2 protein-coding genes are annotated in these 2110 nt (G+C 46.4%); one reads left to right on the plus strand and one right to left on the minus strand.

From position 1 onward, the window contains the following. Nucleotides 1–346: 346 nt before the first annotated feature. Nucleotides 347–1855 carry a glycosyltransferase family 2 protein gene (locus tag KP705_RS15330; protein WP_215764765.1) on the plus strand — a complete coding sequence of 503 codons (1509 nt, stop codon included), beginning with the start codon at nt 347–349 and terminating at the stop codon, nt 1853–1855. Nucleotides 1856–1897: 42 nt separating this feature from the next. Here KP705_RS15330 and KP705_RS15335 read toward each other — a convergent pair. Then, on the minus strand, nt 1898–2110 hold a 213-nt coding region (locus tag KP705_RS15335), incomplete at its 5' end, for a hypothetical protein (RefSeq protein ID WP_215764766.1).

A 2110-nucleotide genomic window follows, 5' to 3' on the forward strand; every position in this document is an offset into this window, starting at 1 on the left:
AGCCGCTCTTCAACGTCAAAAAATCCCGGCTGCTTCATAGCGTCATTCCCTCAGTCAGAACCGGACGAATGGAATCACAGAGCAGACCTCAAAACCAGGGGGTTTTTCGAACCCTCCAGGTGAAAACGAACAAGCGAGAGTACATGCTGTTTTCCATTTTAATATTTTTGTGATTTTATTATAATAACATAAATATAGATACACTGTTTTATATGATCTGTCAACTTAAATTCTCGATTAGTTCACAATAATTTCCCGTACAAGCTCTTGACGCTTACCTTGATCCTTGTCGATGTCGGTGTATCTGCTAACATTAAGAATGTTGTTGTGGTCAGAGGATAACTTTATGCGGCCCCGCGTTGCTCTCGCTTTGTTCGTTAAAAATGAATACTCGGATATCGCTGGTTGGATTGCTTGGCATGCTGCGTGGGGCGTATCGACATTCTTCATCTATGAAGATCATTCGTCCGACGGGACTTATGAAATTCTGCAAGCTGCTGCCAAATGCTACGATATTAGACTAACTCGCACGAACCCGATCGAGCAGCCCGATTTTTACCTGCGACAACGCGATGCATTCATGGATGCAGCCCAACAGGCTCGCGGACAGTTTGATTGGATCGGTTTTCTTGATGGGGATGAGTATATTTACCTACGCTATCACGAAACACTGCAGACTTATCTTGCAGACCTCGACCATGCAGACGGCATAGCGTTTTCTTGGCGAATTCATGGCACATCAGGTCGCGTCGTGCGTCCACATGCACTCACAGTTGCCGCGTTCCCAAGACATTCCACGCCAGAGCTTAATGATAACGTACTTGTTAAAAGCTTTGTCCGTCCTGAAAAAATGGGAAATAAATATCACAACCCTCATTGGTTTGACGTTTCGACACAGCGTTATGTGCGCCCGAATGGCGTTCCAGTATTGTCTGCTAATTCCGCACAAGAAATTGACTGGAATGATGGATTTGTTTTGCATTATATTTGCCGAAGCTTAGAACACTACATTCAACGCATTAAGAGGCGCTTGAATGTTGATCTCAGTGATTCCGACGGATACCTAAAACATTTTGATCGCAATGATGTTCTAGATGAAGAGCCGTTAAAGCTCGTTCCAAGAACTGAAGTTCTGCTTCTGCCGATATATGAAGCAGCACTCGATTATGCGATTGAGAAATTACGTTCTGCCGCAACATTCTTTGTTGATGTAAGTTTTCATGAGCCCGCAACAAGTACTGAGTATAATGCTTCCCCTCCTGAGCGGGTGTTGATCTATCGCTTTGAAACGTTCTTCAAAACACGAATTTACTATATACCATCTGAGTCGCGACTTCTGCACACAACACCCGATGTTGCAGAACGCCATGGCTTCCTCGAAGTGCTTGGAAGCAAGCACTCTTCGACCCCTCATCTCATGACCCTATTTATTCCTGGGTTCATCGGCCCTTTAAAGATTTCCATGGATGAGAGGCTAATGCGGAGCCTCGTCTATCGTTGTCATAAGCGGCCAGATGGGCGGCTTGGACTGCGGAACCCCATTAGTAATCTCTATCTGTCCTGTCAGGACCCGAGCTCAGGGTCAAACTTGGTGGAAGCGAACCGTAGATCTGCAGATGAATGGGAATTTCTTGAGCCAACCCTAATTGAGGAACAGCTTTCCTCGACCGCAAATACCATTTCAGGATTTTTTGCAGATCGCGGCTTTTCAGTCAGTAGAATTATTCATTGGCTTAAATCTATGCCGCAAGCGCCCGATCGCGAAACGTTCCTGCGCGTTTTTTATCAGGCGTCGCCGTCGGTCCAGGAAGAAATTTCCCGTGGTGTTCCAGGCCTTTTATGGAATGTTATGTAGGATCATCGCGTGCCCCCCTGAGTACCAGACCAACCAACTCAGTCACCCGTTATAAAGGACCGTTTCGTGCTGAAAACAGGTGTTGTTCTTTTTGTGAAAAATGAGGTGGAGGGTTCGAAAAACCCCCTGGTTTTGAGGTCTGCTCTGTGATTCCATTCGTCCGGTTCTGACTGAGGGAATGACGCTATGAAGCAGCCGGGATTTTTTGACGTTGAAGAGCGGCTTGCCCGGTTGAGCGGGCTTGGTGATGAGCTC

Origin of the sequence: Gluconobacter sp. P1D12_c, from assembly GCF_018812105.1 — a bacterium.
Taxonomy (GTDB): Bacteria; Pseudomonadota; Alphaproteobacteria; order Acetobacterales; family Acetobacteraceae; genus Gluconobacter; species Gluconobacter oxydans_A.

Excerpts from the sequence above, each read along its gene's own strand:
- KP705_RS15330 (WP_215764765.1), top strand. The coding sequence starts at position 347 with ATGCGGCCCCGCGTTGCTCTCGCTTTGTTCGTTAAAAATGAATACTCG.